At 72.9% G+C, this 14947-nt stretch carries 14 protein-coding genes; 11 read left to right on the top strand and 3 right to left on the bottom strand.

Annotated elements, in window-relative coordinates; genetic code table 11:
• Positions 1 to 2: 2 nt before the first annotated feature.
• A complete protein-coding gene (locus tag ABT360_RS14990; RefSeq protein WP_351815141.1) occupies positions 3 to 395 on the bottom strand; it encodes a hypothetical protein in 393 nt (130 codons plus the stop codon).
• Between the two features lie 95 nt (positions 396 to 490).
• Between ABT360_RS14990 and ABT360_RS14985 the strand changes: the two genes are divergently transcribed.
• From ABT360_RS14985 to ABT360_RS14960, 6 genes are all read left to right on the top strand, one after another.
• Entirely contained in the window at positions 491 to 1009 is a 519-nt protein-coding gene (locus ABT360_RS14985; protein ID WP_351815250.1) for a hypothetical protein, read from the top strand.
• The gene (locus ABT360_RS14980) at positions 984 to 2285 is read left to right on the top strand and encodes an ABC transporter substrate-binding protein (RefSeq protein WP_351815138.1); all 1302 of its coding nucleotides are present in this window, start codon (positions 984 to 986) and stop codon (positions 2283 to 2285) included. The genes ABT360_RS14985 and ABT360_RS14980 overlap by 26 nt, the downstream gene beginning before the upstream one ends.
• A gap of 104 nt (positions 2286 to 2389) precedes the next feature.
• A complete protein-coding gene (locus tag ABT360_RS14975) occupies positions 2390 to 3673 on the top strand; it encodes a glycosyltransferase family 4 protein (RefSeq protein WP_351815135.1) in 1284 nt (427 codons plus the stop codon).
• A complete protein-coding gene (locus ABT360_RS14970) occupies positions 3670 to 4461 on the top strand; it encodes a hypothetical protein (protein WP_351815132.1) in 792 nt (263 codons plus the stop codon). The genes ABT360_RS14975 and ABT360_RS14970 overlap by 4 nt, the downstream gene beginning before the upstream one ends.
• Before the next feature lie 82 nt (positions 4462 to 4543).
• A complete protein-coding gene (locus ABT360_RS14965) occupies positions 4544 to 5548 on the top strand; it encodes a helix-turn-helix transcriptional regulator (protein ID WP_351815129.1) in 1005 nt (334 codons plus the stop codon).
• Positions 5549 to 5833: 285 nt separating this feature from the next.
• Entirely contained in the window at positions 5834 to 6049 is a 216-nt protein-coding gene (locus tag ABT360_RS14960) for an I78 family peptidase inhibitor (protein ID WP_351815127.1), read from the top strand.
• A gap of 67 nt (positions 6050 to 6116) precedes the next feature.
• Here the strand turns inward: ABT360_RS14960 and ABT360_RS14955 are convergent, their stop codons facing one another.
• Positions 6117 to 7112: a phosphatase PAP2 family protein gene (locus ABT360_RS14955; RefSeq protein WP_351815124.1), complete on the bottom strand. Its 996-nt coding sequence runs from the start codon at positions 7110 to 7112 to the stop codon at positions 6117 to 6119.
• A gap of 461 nt (positions 7113 to 7573) precedes the next feature.
• Between ABT360_RS14955 and ABT360_RS14950 the strand changes: the two genes are divergently transcribed.
• Positions 7574 to 9259, top strand: coding sequence for an MFS transporter (locus ABT360_RS14950; protein ID WP_351815122.1), 1686 nt, complete (start codon positions 7574 to 7576; stop codon positions 9257 to 9259).
• 152 nt (positions 9260 to 9411) lie between these two features.
• Positions 9412 to 10602 carry an acyl-CoA dehydrogenase family protein gene (locus ABT360_RS14945; RefSeq protein ID WP_351815119.1) on the top strand — a complete coding sequence of 397 codons (1191 nt, stop codon included), beginning with the start codon at positions 9412 to 9414 and terminating at the stop codon, positions 10600 to 10602.
• A gap of 13 nt (positions 10603 to 10615) precedes the next feature.
• Here ABT360_RS14945 and ABT360_RS14940 read toward each other — a convergent pair whose 3' ends face one another.
• Positions 10616 to 11050 carry a cell division protein SepF gene (locus ABT360_RS14940; RefSeq protein ID WP_351815116.1) on the bottom strand — a complete coding sequence of 145 codons (435 nt, stop codon included), beginning with the start codon at positions 11048 to 11050 and terminating at the stop codon, positions 10616 to 10618.
• Between the two features lie 288 nt (positions 11051 to 11338).
• On the opposite strand from ABT360_RS14940, the gene ABT360_RS14935 reads away from it, so the two are divergent.
• The 3 genes from ABT360_RS14935 (at position 11339) to ABT360_RS14925 (ending at position 14947) form a co-directional block, all read left to right on the top strand.
• A complete protein-coding gene (locus tag ABT360_RS14935) occupies positions 11339 to 12607 on the top strand; it encodes a DUF5685 family protein (RefSeq protein WP_351815113.1) in 1269 nt (422 codons plus the stop codon).
• A 798-nt stretch (positions 12608 to 13405) separates the two neighbouring features.
• On the top strand, positions 13406 to 14308 hold the full coding sequence (locus ABT360_RS14930) for a S1 family peptidase (protein ID WP_351815110.1): 903 nt from the start codon (positions 13406 to 13408) through the stop codon (positions 14306 to 14308).
• 147 nt (positions 14309 to 14455) lie between these two features.
• Complete coding sequence (locus ABT360_RS14925; protein ID WP_351815108.1) at positions 14456 to 14947, top strand: hypothetical protein; 492 nt, start codon at positions 14456 to 14458, stop codon at positions 14945 to 14947.

Below are 14947 nucleotides of genomic sequence, written 5' to 3'. Positions count from 1 at the left end.
CGTCAGCTCCCGGGCTCGCACACCGGGCACGGGTCCAGCGCCGCGTCGCCGACCGGCACCGCGTCCGCCTTGCCCGCCACCAGCGGGCAGTCCGGGCGGTGCGCCAGCGTCCCGCCCGGCACCCGCACCGGCGGGGCGTCGGACGAGGGCCGGTCCGCCACGGCGGCGGGCCCCTCGGGCCGGTCCCCGGCGGGGCGCCGCAGTGGCACCCCGGACAGCAGGACCGCCCCCGCGACCATCAGCGCCGCGCCGGGCACCGTGCAGGACGCCAGGTACGGAATCTGCCGTTCCGCGAAGCGCTCGCCGGACACCCCGTACCAGCCCAGCACGCACAGCACCGCCCCGGTGGCGGCGGCCACGATCCCGCTCCACCACAGCACCCGCGATGTCGGCATCCCGAATCCTCCGGCTGGCGATGTGCCTCGATTCCTTGCACTATGCCCAAGAAGGCCCAATAAGGCACAGACCCCGGAACCCGGTGGTGAGCCAGATGGTCCACAAGCCTCTTCGCAAGCATCCCCGCACGGCTGCGCTGGCGGCCGCGGCGATCCTCGTCGTCGCACCGACCGCCGCGGGCTGCGGCGACGACAACGGCGGCGGGGCACAGCAGTCCCCGACCGCGACCGCCCCCACCGCGCAGAACCAGCCCTCCGACCCGGCCGCGGCCCGGCAGGAGGTCCAGAAGAACTGGGTCGCCTTCTTCGACCCCAAGACCCCGGTCGAGGAGAAGACCCGGCTGCTGGAGAACGGCGACCGCATGCGGCCCGTCCTCCAGGCGTTCTCCGGCAACCCGCAGGCCGCGCAGACCTCCGTGAAGGTCAAGAACGTGGCCTTCACCTCGCCCACCCAGGCCGACGTCACCTACGACCTGCTGGTCGGCGGCCAACCGGCCCTGCCCGACTCCAAGGGCACCGCCGTGCACCAGCAGGACACCTGGAAGGTGTCCGTGAAGACGATGTGCGCGCTGGTCGAGCTCAGCCCCAATGCGACGACCGTGCCGGGCTGCTGAAACCCTCCTGCTCGCGGCGCTCCTCACCCTGAGCGCCGCCTGCGGCAGCCGTCTCCCGGAGAGCGACTTCACATCGCGGCCCCCAGCCCCGACGACCGGCGGCCGCGAGCCGATCAGGGTCGGCGTCATCACCGGAGCCACCAGCCCCGTCGGCGGCGGCGCCCTCACCGGCCCGCGCGACGGGGCGCTGGCGTACTTCGCCGCCCTCAACGCCCGGGGCGGCATCGACGGCCGCCGGGTCGAGGTCGCCACCTGCGACGACGGCGGCAGCGGCATCGGCAACAACCAGTGCGTGCACGAGCTCGTCGACAACAAGCACGTCTTCGCCCTGGTCGCCACCACCGCCCTCGACTACGCGGGCGCCGCGCGGGTGTCCCGGGCGGGCGTCCCCGACATCGGCGGCCAGCCGCTCGGCCCCGCGTACGACACGTACCCGCATCTGTACGGGATCTACGGCAGCTCCGCCCCGCGCACCGGCGACGAGCCCGGCTGGGACGGCGTCCTCACCGGCGGCACCGAGGTCTACCGCTGGTTCAAGCGGGAGCACGGCGCCCGTACGGCGGCCGTCGTCGCCTACAACCAGGCGGCGTCCGCCGCGTACGCCCGCCTCGTGACCGACGGCCTGAAGGCGGAGGGCTACCGGGTCGTCACCGAACAGGTCGACTTCGCCCTCCCCAACTACCGCGCCGTCGCCGCCGACCTCCGTCGGCAGGGCGTCGACGTCGTCTTCGACGCCCTGGACACGCACGGCAACGCCCGGCTGTGCGCGGCGATGGACGACGCCGGCGTGACCGTCACCGCCAAGGTCACCAACGTCCAGAACTGGAACCAGGCCGTCCCCCGCGACTTCAAGGACGCACCGCGCTGCCGCAACGCCCTGTGGGTGACCGGCGCCAGCCGCAACCACGACGAGACGGATCACCCCGCCGTCCGGGAGTTCCGCGACGCGATGGAGGCCCACATGAAGGGCGAGCCGCTCTCCCAGTGGGCGCTGGAGGGCTGGGCGGCCGCCATGTGGTTCACGGACGCCGCCACGTCCTGCACCACGGCCGGACTCACGCGCGCGTGCGTCGAACGGTTCGTCAACCGCACCGAGCCGTACACCGCCCGGGGCCTGCTGCTGCCCGTCCGCTTCGAGCGGCTCCCCGAACCACCGAAGACCCGTCACACCTGCCTGTCCGTGGCCCGTTGGCAGGACGGCCGGGGCTGGGTCACCCAGGGCGGCGACATGTACGAGAACTGCGCCACCGTCCCCCAGCTGCCCTACCGGCCCTGACCAGCCCTGCCACGGAAAGCCAAGTAGAGTCCACCTTCGACGACCATCCAGACACCAGCGGACGACACCACGGAACGTCCGGACCAGGGGGACGCGGCGACGCGATGCACATCTCTTTCCTGCTGCACAACGCGTACGGCATCGGCGGCACGATCCGTACGACGTTCAACCTCGCTCAGACCCTGGCCGAGCGGCACGATGTCGAGATCGTGTCCGTCTTCCGCCACCGCGAGGAGCCCACCCTCGGCGCCCCCGCCGGCGTGACCATGAAGCACCTGGTCGACCTGCGCAAGAACAGCCCCACCTACGACGGCGCACACCCCGACTACAAGAAGCCCGCCAAGGTCTTCCCGCGCGGCGACGGACGCTGGAAGCAGTACAGCCGGCTCACCGACGACCGGATCGCCGCCCATCTGAAGAGCCTTCAGGCCGACGTCGTGGTCGGCACGCGCCCCGGCCTCAACGTCCACATCGCCCGCCAGGCCCGCCGGGGCCCCGTCCGCGTCGGGCAGGAGCACCTGACGCTGGACAGCCACGGCTACCGGCTGCGCCGTGAGATCGGCCACCGCTACGCCCTCCTCGACGCCATCACCACCGTCACCGAGGCCGACGCCCGCTCGTACCGCGCCAAGCTCAAGCTGCCCGGCGTGCGCATCGACTCCGTGCCCAACAGCGTGCCGGCCCCGACCGTCGCGCCCGCGGACACAGCCGCCAAGTGGGTCGTCGCGGCCGGCCGGCTGACCCGGGTCAAACGCTACGACCTGCTGGTCGAGGCGTTCGCGAAGGTGGTCGCCGCCCGCCCCGACTGGCGGCTGCGGATCTACGGCTCCGGCGACGCGACCGGCAACGAGCGGAACGCGCTGCGCGCTCTCATCGAGGCGCGCGGACTGCACAACCACGTCTTCCTGATGGGCACGGCCAACCCGCTGGAGCCCGAGTGGGTCAAGGGCTCCATCGCCGCCGTCACCTCCCGCCTGGAATCCTTCGGCATGACGATCGTGGAGGCGATGCGCTGCGGCCTGCCGGTGGTCTCCACCGACTGCCCGCACGGGCCGGGCGAGATCATCGAGGACGGCGTCGACGGACGGCTGGTGCCGGTCGGTGACGTGGACGCGATCGCCGAAGCGCTGCTCGCCCTCATCCAGGACGACGACCTCAGGCGCCGCACCGGACAGGCCGCGCTCGCGGCGTCGCAGCGCTTCGACCCGGTCCGGATCGCCGAGCGCCACGAGGCCCTCTTCACCGAGCTGGTCGCGCAGGGGGCCAACGGCCGCTCGCGCGGCCGGGCCCGTGACACCCTGCACCGCACGCGCGGGGCAGTCCTCGACGCCGCGTACTCCGTGCGGTACAAGGCCGCCGATGTGCTCCGGAAGGGAAAGCCCGCATGAGCGACGCCACGACCCCGGACCCCGTGCACGGTGTGCCGCCGCGTGCGGACTGCGTCGCGGACTCCGCCGGCGGCATCACCTTCGACCTGGTGGTCGTCGACACGGCCGAGCCGGTGCTGGTACTGCGCCGGCGCGGTGGCTCCGGCGGCCCGTCCGACGAGACCCGGCTGCCGCTCACCCCGGCGAGCGAGGGCCATATGCGGGCGGTGCTGCCCAGCACGATGGAGCTCGCCGAGGGCCGCTGGGACGTGTACCTCGACGGGCGGGCGGTCGAGCCGGGCATCCGGGACCTGCGGGCGCTCGTCGACCGGGTCCCCGACGAGGAGGGCGGGGTCGCCGTGCGCGTGCCCTACCCCACGGCGGACGGCCGGCTCGCCGTGCGCAGCTGGGTACGCCTGCCGCACGCCGAGGCCGGTGACCTCGTCTTCGGCGAGGGCGTCTGCACTGTCGAAGGGACGCTGTACGGGGCCGAGGCCGGTGCCGGCGCGGTGGCCGAGGCGCGGCTGGGCGGGAAGGTCCACCGGGTCCCCGCCGACGGCGAGAAGGGGACGTTCGCCTTCACCGTCGCGTACGACGCGCTCGCCGAGCCGCCGGTCGGGGCGGAGCAGCTGTGGGAGCTGTGGCTGCGGCCGGACGCGGGCGCGGAGCCGGTGCGGGTCTCGCGCATCCTGGACGACGTCTGGGACCGGAAGAACGTCTTCGTCTACCCGCCGCACCAGGGGGAGGGCTACAAGGCGGCGCCCTGCTACACGACCGACAACGACCTCTGCGTACGGATCACCCCGTAACGCCATCGCGGACCCTGGCCGTCCGTGGCAGTCCCCCCCTACGCCCCCTTGGGCGTAGGGGGACGGTGGCAGACTCGCCCGCATGTTGGAGACCTCGGCACGACTGCTGCGCCTGCTGTCCCTGCTCCAGGCGCACCGCGAATGGTCCGGCGCCGACCTCGCGCAGCGGCTCGGCGTCACCCCGCGCACGGTACGGCGTGACGTCGACCGGCTGCGCGAGCTCGGTTACCCCGTCAACGCCAGCCCCGGCACGGGCGGCGGCTACCAGCTCGGCGCGGGCGCCGCGCTGCCTCCGCTGCTGCTGGACGACGACGAGGCGGTCGCGGTCGCCGTGGGCTTGCGCACCGCGGCGGGCAGCGGCATCGAGGGCGTGGGCGAGACGTCGGTGGGCGCGCTGGCCAAGCTGGAGCAGGTGCTGCCCGACCGGCTGCGCCGCCGTGTCAGCGCGCTGACCACCTTCACGGTGCCGATGCTGCGGGAGGCCGAGTCCCGGGTGGACCCGTCGGTGCTCACCGAGCTCGCGACCGCCTGCCGGGACGGCGAAAGGCTGCGCTTCGAGTACCGCGACCACAGCGGCTCGGCCACCCGCCGCACGGTCGAGCCGCACCGCCTGGTGTGCACCGAGCGCCGCTGGTACCTGGTCGCCTGGGACGTGGACCGGTCCGACTGGCGTACCTTCCGGGCGGACCGGATCGTCCCCAAGCCGCCGCACGGTCCGCGTTTCCCGCCCCGTACACCGCCCGCCGACGACCTGGCGGCCTATGTGTCCGAGGGTGTGGCCAGCAGGGCGTACGCGGCGAAGGCGGTCATCCGGCTCCACGTCCCGGTCGCCGAGGCCGAGCGGGTGGTGGGGCCGATGGACGGCACCCTGGAAGCCGAGGGGGAGTCGACGTGCCTGGTGCGCACGGGCGCCACGAGCCTCGGCGTCCTGGTGATCCACGTGGCCCTCATGGGGCTGGAGTTCGAGGTGGTCGAGCCGCGCGAGCTGGACGACCGCATCAGGGTGATCCGAGACCGCTTCACCCGGGCGCTGGACCGGTCCGCGCAGCCCGGCCGGCAGTGTGGGAATTCTGCGGGCAACGCGTGAATACGCTGTGGCGCACCCATTATCGTGACGATATGCCGAAGCGTTTTTCGGTGCCCCGGGGAATTCGTCCGTACAGCGGTGCGAGAAGGGAGTGCCGCCCCTCTGGAATTCCGGTGGCAACCGCCCTCGGAGCCGTGCCGGACGGTCCTGCGAGTGAAGAGGGCCTTACTGAACACATGTCGTGATCCTGTGACACAAGCGTGACCGCCGGGGTACGTGAGGATGGTGGGGTGATGTGCTCCGCCCGCCTTCCGTCACCGTGCGCAGCACCCTACGGTGAATGACATGGCACCGATTCCGAGCTCCCCCGAACAGCCCGACGACAGCCCCGAGTCCTACGTCGGCCTCGACGAACGCGACGCGGAGCAGCTGGCCCGCTCCCGTGGCTGGACCACGGTGCGGTCACTGCCCCCCGGCTCGATCATCACGCTCGAGTTCATGGCGGGCCGGCTCAATTTCGAGGTCGACGACGCCACCGTCACCCGCTGTTGGGTCGGCTGACCCCCACGTACGACGCGAAGGCCCCGGCTTCAGCAGCCGGGGCCTCGTCTCTGCGTCCGGGGCGGCCTCAGCCGCCCGTCACCGGCCGTGAACGCGGTGGCCGGCAGCTGCCCGCCGGCGTGACGGGCGTCCGCTCCGAACGCACAACCGCGTGCGGCCGCGGCTGGGTGAGCGTGGTCCTGGCCGTCGAGGGACGGCCGACGCCGCCCGCCGCGGAGACCGGCTCGCGCGCCGGCTCGTCGTCCGCGCCGACCGGCCGCTGCTGGTATATCGCCGGCCTGGGTCCGCCGGCCGCCACGGGCAGCGACGGAACCTGGCGGCGTCGCGCCCGCAGCTGCTCCCGCAGCCGCTCCCGCACCGCGAGGATCATCGCCTCGGCGCGGGCGATCAGCGGCTCGCACCAGGGCAGCCCGAGCAGGATCAGCAGGCCGGCGGCCCAGCCGAGCAGCACATCGCTCAGCCAGTGCGTACCGAGGTAGACGGTGGTCAGCCCGACGCCGAGCGCGACCACGGCGGACAGGGCCGACAGGTAGCGCCTGGCCCGGGGCGTGGTGGCGAGATACGCCAGAATGCCCCAGGTCACCACCGCGTTGGCGGTATGCCCGGAAGGAAATATATCGCCGCCCGCGAACATCTCGGCCGAGCCGATCTGCGTCGCGTAGTGGGGGCCGAGCCGGCCCAGACCGAGCTTGACCGCGCCCACCGTGACGTTGAGCAGCAGCAGCGCGGCGCCCAGCGCCAGCAGCGGGCGGAGCGTGTGCTGCCGCCAGGAGCGCCAGCCGAGCCAGGCCGCCACCATCACGGCCGTCGGGCCGCGCTGGCCCAGCACCACGAAGTAGTCCAGCGTCGCGTGCAGCTCCGGCCACTGCTGATACGGCCGGAAGAGCATGACCTTCCAGTCGAGGGTCACCAGCCACGACGAGACGAGCACGGCCACCACGATGGCGAGGTAGAACGCCGACGTCCCGCCGAAGAGGGCGAGACGGGTGCGGCTCATCCGCGGGATCTCAATCTTCGGCGGTTCCGGCTCCCGGTCCAGACGGGCAAAGATGTCGGTACGCACCCAATCGACGTTACAGCGAGTGAGTGTCGGCCCACGCCCATCCGCTCTCTTCGTGATGACGATGTGATGTGGAGTGTGTCTCAGCCGGATGTTTATTCCTTGCTTATCCATAAACCTCGGGGGCCGTGGGCCCTATTGCCACAGGGCCGCTGGGGGAAGCGGGTTTGTCTCCCACGGGAAAAGGGTGGGGGGCGGATGAGGCCGGAATTGCCCTCCTCCCCGTCGTCGGTCGTCGCCCTCTGGTACGCGGCCCGGCCCGGCCGCTGACGGGCCGTTCGGAGTGGCGTACGCCACACTCGCGCGCCTGCCCCGTGAGAGGTGGGCCACGCGCCACCGGCCCGGACTCGCGTACGCTGGCGGCTCACTCGCCCGTCGATGCCGGGCCCCCCGGAAGTCGTCCCCCTCCGGCCGGTGCCCACCGAGCGCGAGGGATTCATCTGTGGTCTGTGGGAGGTACGTACATGTCCGTGACGACCACGGCCGGAGCGCGGCTGCGTGCCACCGGTGGCGGTGCCAACCGCTGGGTCGTCCTCGTCGTCCTCTGCGTCAGCCTGCTGCTGGTCGCGCTCGACGCCACCGTCCTCCATGTCGCCGTCCCGGCCGTCACCGAGGACCTCCGCCCCAGCTCCACGGCGCTGCTGTGGATCGTCGACGCCTACCCGCTGGTCTGCGCCTCACTGCTGATCCTCTTCGGCACTCTCGGCGACCGGGTCGGGCGCCGACGGGTCCTGCTGGCCGGGTACGGACTGTTCGGCGCGGCCTCCGCGGTCGCGGCCTTCGCCGACACCCCCGCCGTGCTGATCGCCGCCCGCGCGCTGCTCGGCGTCGGCGGCGCGATGATCATGCCCGCCACCCTGTCGATCCTCCGCGCCGTCTTCCCCGACCGGCGTGAGCGCGCCACCGCGATCGGCATCTGGACGGCCGTCGCGGCCGTCGGCGCCGCGACCGGCCCCGTCCTCGGCGGCTTCCTGGTCGAGCACTTCTGGTGGGGCTCGGTCTTCCTCATAAACATCCCCCTGATGGCGCTGATCCTGCCCCTGGGCCGCTGGCTGCTGCCCGAGTCCAAGGGCAGCGGCAACGGCCCCTGGGACGTGCTCGGCGCGCTCATGGCGGCGGCCGGTGTGCTGGGCGTGGTGCTCGGCGTCAAGCGGGCCGGCGCCGGCGGCTCCGTGCTGAGCGTGGAGACCACCGCACCGCTGCTGCTCGGCGCGGCCCTCCTGGTCCTCTTCGTACGGCGGCAGAAGCACCGCGCGCACCCGCTGATCGACATGCGGATGTTCGCCCGGGCGGCCTTCACCACCTCCGTCGGCTGCATCGTCCTCGCCATGCTCGCGCTGGTCGGCCTGGAGCTGATCGCCGTCCAGTACCTCCAGCTCGTCCTGGAACTGACTCCGCTGGAGACCGGGCTGCGGCTGCTCCCGCTCACCTTCGCCGCCATGGCCGCGGGCGCCACCGGCTCGTACACGCTGCGGCGCGTCGGCCCGCGCCGGATGGTCGGCTGGGGCTTCGTCCTCACCGCCGGAGCGGTCCTGCTGCTGCTCCTGATGGGCCAGCACGACCGGCCGCTGCTGCTCACCGTCGGCTTCGTCCTGCTCGGCTTCGGGCTCCAGACCACGCTGTTCGGGGCGTACGAGTCGATGCTCAGCGAGGCCCCCGCGCACAGTGCGGGCGGTGCCGCCGCGATCGGTGAGACCTCCTACCAACTGGGCGCCGGCATGGGCATCGCGCTGCTCGGCAGCGTGATGAACGCCGCGTACGCGCCCGGCCTCGCCCAGGTGCCGGGCGTGCCCGCGCCCGCCGGTTCGGCCGCCGCCAACTCGCTGGGCGAGGCCTACCAGGTCGCGGACCGGCTGGGCGGCCCGGCGGGCGAGGCGCTGCGCACGGCGGCGCGGCACGCGTTCGTGCACGGCCTGCACGTCACGCTGGCCGTCAGCGCGGGGCTGCTGCTGCTCGGCGCGCTGATGGCGGCGCGGCTGCCGCGCGTGATGGATTGCCGGCCGGACCTCGACGCCCGTCTGGGCGCCGCCGACTCCTGGCCGGAGGAGCGGGCGGAGGGCGGCACCGCCACGGACGCGGTGCCGGCGGTCCGTGTGCCCGCCCGGCGCGAGCCGGTGGAGCCGGCCAGGTCGGGGCGTACCACGCGTTGACCGCGGCCGCCGCCGCGCGGTGCGGCACACTGCCGGTGTGGCGCCCGCCACCGGGTCTGGACGTGCGGTGGAGCCTCGCCGTAACGTCGGCGGCGCAGCGTGACTAACACCGCTAGTTTTAGTGTCGCCCCGTGCCGCTCGGAGGTCCCGCCATGTCCGCACCCGCGAAGCTCCCGCCGTTCGACGCCGTTGATCCCCTCGGCATCGACGACCTGCTCGGTCCCGAGGACCTCGCCATCCGCGACACCGTCCGCACCTGGGCCGCCGACCGGGTCCTCCCGCACATCGCCGAGTGGTACGAGAAGGGCGAGCTGCCGGGCATCCGGGAGCTGGCCCGCGAGCTCGGTTCGATCGGGGCGCTGGGCATGTCCCTGGAGGGCTACGGCTGCGCGGGCGCGAGCGCCGTCCAGTACGGCCTGGCCTGCCTGGAGCTGGAGGCCGCCGACTCCGGCATCCGCTCCCTGGTCTCCGTCCAGGGCTCCCTCGCCATGTACGCGATCCACCGGTTCGGCTCCGAGGAGCAGAAGCAGCGCTGGCTGCCGTCCATGGCCGCGGGCGAGACCATCGGCTGCTTCGGCCTGACCGAGCCGGACATCGGCTCGGACCCGGCCGCGATGCGGACGTACGCCAAGAAGGACGGCACCGACTGGGTGCTGAACGGCCGCAAGATGTGGATCACCAACGGCTCGGTGGCCGGGGTCGCCGTCGTGTGGGCGCAGACGGACGACGGCATCCGCGGCTTTGCCGTTCCGACCGATACCCCCGGTTTCTCGGCGCCCGAGATCAAGCACAAGTGGTCGCTGCGCGCCAGCGTCACCAGCGAGCTCGTCATGGACGACGTACGGCTGCCGGCCGACGCCGTGCTGCCCGGCGTCACCGGCCTGAAGGGGCCGCTCAGCTGCCTGAGCCACGCTCGCTACGGAATCGTCTGGGGCGCCATGGGCGCCGCGCGCTCGTCGTTCGAGGCGGCGCTCCAGTACGCGAAGACGCGCGAGCAGTTCGGCAGGCCGATCGGCGGCTTCCAGCTCACCCAGGCCAAGCTCGCCGACATGGCGCTGGAGCTGCACAAGGGCATCCTGCTCGCCCACCACCTCGGGCGGCGGCTCGACGCCGGAAAACTCCGCCCCGAGCAGGTCAGCTTCGGCAAGCTCAACAACGTGCGCGAGGCCATCGAGATCTGCCGCACCTCGCGGACGATCCTCGGCGCCAACGGGATCTCGCTGGAGTACCCCGTCATGCGGCACGCCACCAACCTGGAGTCGGTGCTCACCTACGAGGGCACCGTGGAGATGCACCAGCTGGTGCTGGGCAAGGCGCTCACCGGCCTCGACGCGTTCCGGTAGGCGGCCTCGCCCGTCAGCTCTGGTTGAAGAAGCCGTCCTGGGTGTGCGTCCCGGGCTCCCCGTTGACGATCTGCGTGTCCGCGGGCGTCAGGAGGAAGACCCGGGTCGCCACGCGCTCGATCGAGCCGCGCAGCCCGAAGGTCAGGCCGGCCGCGAAGTCGACCACGCGCTTGGCGTCGGCGGGCTCCATGGACGTGAGGTTCATGATGACCGGGACGCCGTCCCGGAAGAGCTCGCCGATGCTCCGGGCGTCCCGGAACCCGTCGGGGGACACCGTGGCGATCCGGCGGCCCTCCTCCTGGGCGGTCTCGGAGGCGACGCGCACCCGCGGGTCGGTCACCCAGGCGTCGCTGTTGCGGTCACCCTCGGCGTACTCGTCGTCGTAGTAGCGCTCGTCGTTGTCCTCGACGAGGCCGAGCCATGCACTCGCCTTGCGCACCGATCCCATGGACGCCTCCTTTCACGCGGTCACTTGTGGTTCCGCTATCCCTATGGTCGTCCATCATGCGGATCGCGCGCCAAGTGGACAGTCACCGCGCGAGCGATTCGTGACGGTACTGGTGCAGAAGATGTGGCGATTCGTCAAGGTTCCACGGGCGTACGGGCCCTGAGAAGGGGCCTGCGTAACTCAAATATGAAATTCGGGCCGTACGGGTGAGCGTGCGGACGTACGGGTGAACGAACGGGGCCCGGTACGATGCCCGCCGCGAGTTCGCGTCAGTCACGGGGGAGCACCATGTTCGGAATTGTCAGGCCCTGCACCCATCGGCTCACCGATGGCCTGAAAACGGAGTGGATGGCCCATCTGTGCGGGCTCTGCCTGGCACTTCGGGCCGACCACGGGCAGTTCGCCCGGATCGCCACCAACTACGACGGCCTGATCGTCTCGGTTCTGACGGAGGCTCAGACCGAGCGCACCGCAGAGGCGCGGCGCACGGCGGGGCCCTGCCCGCTGCGCGCCATGCGGACCGCGCCCGTCGCCCGGGGCGAGGGCGCACGGCTCGCCGCCGCCGTCTCGCTGGTCCTGGCCTCGGCGAAGGTGCGGGACCATGTCGCCGACCGGGACGGGCTGCTGGCGCGCCGTCCGATGGCCGCCGCCGCGCGCCGGGTCGCCCTCGGCTGGGACCGCGCGGGCGCCAGGACCGGGCGCGAGCTGGGCTTCGACACGGCCGTCCTGGTCGACGCGGTGGACCGGCAGACCGGCATCGAGGCGCTGGCCGGGCCGGGCACGCCCCTGCTGCACATCACCGAGCCCACCGAGACGGCCACCGCCGCGGCCTTCGCGCACACCGCGATCCTGGCCGGCAAGCCGCAGAACGTGGCGCCGCTCGCCGAGGCGGGGCGGCTCTTCGGCCGGCTGGCACACCTGCTGGACGCGGTCGAGGACCGGGAGGCCGACGCCATGTCGGGGGCCTGGAACCCGCTGACCGCGACCGGTACGTCGCTCGCGGAGGCGCGCCGTCTCGCGGACGACGCGCTGCACGGGATACGGCTCGCCCTGCGCGACGCGCAATTCGTGGACGACACGCTGCTGCACGTGCTGCTCGCGCACGAGCTGCGGCAGTCGGTGGACCGGGCGTTCGGCACGACGACCTGCTCGCACCAGGGCTACGGCGGCGCCCAGGCCGGTGGCCCCCACCAGGGCGGCGGCTACGGCCCGTACGGCGGGCAGAACCCCTATGGCGGGCAGAACCCCTACGGCGGGCAGCCGGGCGGCCCGGCGGGTCCCGGTGGTCACGGTGGTCATGGCGGCGGCTACGGCGGCTCCGGCGGCGGGATGCCGCCCGGCTTCGGCGGGCCCGGCGGCGGTGGGCCCTCCCGGCCCAAGCCCCGCGGCTTCCTGGCCGGCTGCGCCGCCTTCACCTGGCTGTTCTGCACGTGCCAGATCTGCTGCGCCAAGGAGTACGAGGGCCCCTGGTCCCGCAAGAAGCGCGAGGGCTGCTGCCGCGACTGCGACTGCAACCCCGGTAGCTGCGACTGCTGCTGCCCCTGTGACGGCTGCTGACGGACCGTGAGGTGGCGCGCCGCCTCCTCCCGGCCCCCTGCGGCCCCTCTCCCTCACCGGTACGTCCCCCCGGACTCCGTCCGGGGGGGGACCCTCGGCTCTCCGACTTCCCGGAAGGGCGAATTCCGGCCGTCGCCGGAACCCGGGGCGAAGACGACGACCAGGTCCTCGGTCCTCCTGAGCGCCACCGCCGCCGACGGCATCGTCGCCGACGGCAGGCCCCCTGACCGGCGACGTCCGTCCGACCGCCGACCACGCGCCGATCCCGCGGTCGCGCGTCGCGGCGGGGGAGCGGCGCCTGGTCGTCGTGCCGCGCCGTGAAGGGCTCCGGGCGGTAAGCGGCTTCCCCCGGCGCCCGCCGCGCCGCGCCTTCAGGGGCCTCGCGGTCGCCCGGTACGGCGAAGGCCGGGTGGCGCCCGGGACCTACCGGTCGTGCGCGGCCGAGCACGGCGTCCGGTCGAGAACGCCGACGGGCGCGAGCGCGGGCTCGGTCTCTCGGGTGAGCCGGCAACACCCTCCCGGTGCTGTCCCGGCGGCGGAGCGGAACGTACTGAGCCGCTGATACGTCACAGGGGCGGACCCCGGCGGAGGACCACACCCGCCGGGCGCCTTCCGATGCCCACGACTCGGCTCGGCCGAAACCAGCCCTTGTGCCGGTGGTTGATCCCTGCGAATACTCCCGAAGCAGCGCTTGTCAGGGGCACGGCGTGTCCGAAAACCGAACACCACCCCTGACTGCGCCTCACGGGCCCGACACCCCCACGGCGGGCCCCCGATTCCCCTCGGGAGGAACGAGAAGTGAGGATCAAGCGCACCACCCCCCGCAGCGGCACAGCCAGACGGACCCGTCTGCTCGCCGTCTCCACCGGTCTCGCCGCCGCCGCCACCCTCGCGGTCCCCGCCGCGAACGCCGAATCACCACGGCCCTTCAGCGCCGCCCAGCTGTCCGCCGCCGGCTCGGCCGTCCTGGAGGCGGACGTACCGGGCACCGCCTGGCACGTCGACCCGGCGACCGACAAGCTGGTCGTCACCGTCGACTCGACCGTCTCCCAGGCCGAGATAGCCAAGATCAAGCGCCAGGCGGGAGCCAACGCCGGCGCCCTGAGGATCGAGCGCACCCCCGGCAAGTTCACCAAGCTCATATCCGGCGGCGACGCCATCTACGCCAGCAGCTGGCGCTGCTCGCTCGGGTTCAACGTCCGCGACAGCGCGGGCACCACGTACTTCCTCACCGCCGGTCACTGCACCGACGGCGCGGGCACCTGGTACGCCAATTCCGGCCGGACCACCGTCCTCGGCCCGACCACCGGCTCCAGCTTCCCGAACAACGACTACGGGATCGTCCGCTACTCCAACACCTCCATCGCCAAGCCCGGCACCGTCGGCAACGTCGACATCACCAGCGCCGCCAACGCCACCGTCGGCATGTCCGTCACCCGCCGAGGCTCCACCACCGGCACCCACAGCGGCTCGGTCACCGGCCTGAACGCCACGGTCAACTACGGCGGCGGCGACGTCGTCTACGGCATGATCCGCACGAACGTGTGCGCCGAGCCCGGCGACAGCGGCGGCCCGCTCTATTCCGGCAGCCGCGCCATCGGCCTCACCTCCGGCGGCAGCGGCAACTGCTCCTCCGGCGGCACCACCTTCTTCCAGCCGGTCACCGAGGCCCTGAACGCCTACCGCGTCAGCGTCTACTGACCGCACAGCGCACAGCGCACACCGCACAGCGCCACGAGCCCCCGGCCGGATCCCCGGCCGGGGGCTCGACGCCCTGCCCGGAAGCGCCCACATTTGAGAGCATGTGACGGCGCTCGGGCACAGGGCGACTTCGGAGAGCGGGGGCGGATGAGGCGCATCGGAGTGACCGGGCACAGGGACATCCCCGACGAGCTCGACGCCCATGTGCGCGCCGCGATCCGCACCGCCATCCATGCCGCGCTCCGGGGCCACGAGGGACCGCTGGAGGCGCTGTCCAGCCTGGCGGCCGGGGCGGACCAGCTCTTCGCGGACATCGCCCTGGACTGCGGCGCCGAGCTGACCGTCGTCATCCCCAGCGGGGACTACGAGGACGGCTTCGCCGACCCCGACGAGCTGGCGCGCTACCAGGCCTTCCGCAAGCGCGCCACCCGCGAGGTCCGGATGGATTACCCCCGCTCCACGGACGAGGCGTACTACGCGGCCGGGACCTACATCGCCGACCACTGCGACCGGCTGCTCGCCGTCTGGGACGGCCGCCCCGCCCGCGGACTCGGCGGCACCGGCGACATCGTCCGCTACGCCCGAGCCCGTGGGAAGCCGGTGACCGTCATCTGGCGCACGGGCGTCGAGCGGCCCTGA

The sequence above is a fragment of the Streptomyces sp. NPDC000229 genome, from assembly GCF_040300825.1.
In the GTDB taxonomy this organism is placed as follows: Bacteria; Actinomycetota; Actinomycetes; order Streptomycetales; family Streptomycetaceae; genus Streptomyces.
Note: the sequence above shows the minus strand (reverse complement) of the source record. Positions and strands in the feature narration are given on the sequence as shown.

What these genes read in the sequence shown, in the direction of transcription:
- ABT360_RS14980 (WP_351815138.1), top strand. Translation starts at nt 984, where the DNA reads ATGCGACGACCGTGCCGGGCTGCTGAAACCCTCCTGCTCGCGGCGCTC.
- ABT360_RS14940 (WP_351815116.1), bottom strand. Translation starts at nt 11,050, where the DNA reads ATGGGATCGGTGCGCAAGGCGAGTGCATGGCTCGGCCTCGTCGAGGAC.
- ABT360_RS14990 (WP_351815141.1), bottom strand. Translation starts at nt 395, where the DNA reads ATGCCGACATCGCGGGTGCTGTGGTGGAGCGGGATCGTGGCCGCCGCC.
- ABT360_RS14935 (WP_351815113.1), top strand. Translation starts at nt 11,339, where the DNA reads ATGTTCGGAATTGTCAGGCCCTGCACCCATCGGCTCACCGATGGCCTG.
- ABT360_RS14925 (WP_351815108.1), top strand. Translation starts at nt 14,456, where the DNA reads ATGAGGCGCATCGGAGTGACCGGGCACAGGGACATCCCCGACGAGCTC.
- ABT360_RS14960 (WP_351815127.1), top strand. Translation starts at nt 5,834, where the DNA reads ATGGCACCGATTCCGAGCTCCCCCGAACAGCCCGACGACAGCCCCGAG.
- ABT360_RS14985 (WP_351815250.1), top strand. Translation starts at nt 491, where the DNA reads ATGGTCCACAAGCCTCTTCGCAAGCATCCCCGCACGGCTGCGCTGGCG.
- ABT360_RS14970 (WP_351815132.1), top strand. Translation starts at nt 3,670, where the DNA reads ATGAGCGACGCCACGACCCCGGACCCCGTGCACGGTGTGCCGCCGCGT.
- ABT360_RS14965 (WP_351815129.1), top strand. Translation starts at nt 4,544, where the DNA reads ATGTTGGAGACCTCGGCACGACTGCTGCGCCTGCTGTCCCTGCTCCAG.
- ABT360_RS14950 (WP_351815122.1), top strand. Translation starts at nt 7,574, where the DNA reads ATGTCCGTGACGACCACGGCCGGAGCGCGGCTGCGTGCCACCGGTGGC.
- ABT360_RS14975 (WP_351815135.1), top strand. Translation starts at nt 2,390, where the DNA reads ATGCACATCTCTTTCCTGCTGCACAACGCGTACGGCATCGGCGGCACG.
- ABT360_RS14945 (WP_351815119.1), top strand. Translation starts at nt 9,412, where the DNA reads ATGTCCGCACCCGCGAAGCTCCCGCCGTTCGACGCCGTTGATCCCCTC.